Annotated in this window: 1 protein-coding gene; it reads right to left on the reverse strand. The window is 61.7% G+C overall.

Going from position 1 to position 436, the window contains the following annotated elements; translation table 11 throughout:
• The coding region (locus X742_RS0139770; RefSeq protein WP_156939519.1) for an ATP-binding cassette domain-containing protein at positions 1–436 on the reverse strand (436 nt) is incomplete at both ends.

The following is a 436-nucleotide window of genomic DNA, read 5'->3' on the forward strand; positions in this document are numbered from 1 at the left end:
GGAGGAGGAGCGCCGGTTTGGAGAGCAACGCCATGGCTATTACTATGCGCTGCTGCTGACCGCCGGAAAGCTGGTGAGGGTAGGAGCGCATGATGCGCTCCGGATCGGGGAGGCGGACCGCCTTCAGCATTTCAAGCGAGCGCCGATACGCCTCCTGCGTCGACACTTTGTCGTGAAGCAGGGGCACTTCCGTAAGTTGCTCGCCGACCCTCATGGCTGGGTTCAGGCTTGCCATGGGCTCCTGATAGACCATCGCTATCTTGTTACCGCGGATCGCACGGAGCTCCTCCTCGGACATTTCCCCCATGTCCCTACCTTGGAATTTGATGCGGCCCCCGACGATCTTTCCGAGACCGGGAAGGTCGCGCATGACACCAAGCGAAACCGTAGACTTGCCGCAGCCTGATTCCCCGACGATCCCCATGGCCTCCCCGGG

It is taken from the genome of Mesorhizobium sp. LNHC229A00, assembly GCF_000502415.1.
GTDB lineage: Bacteria > Pseudomonadota > Alphaproteobacteria > Rhizobiales > Rhizobiaceae > Mesorhizobium.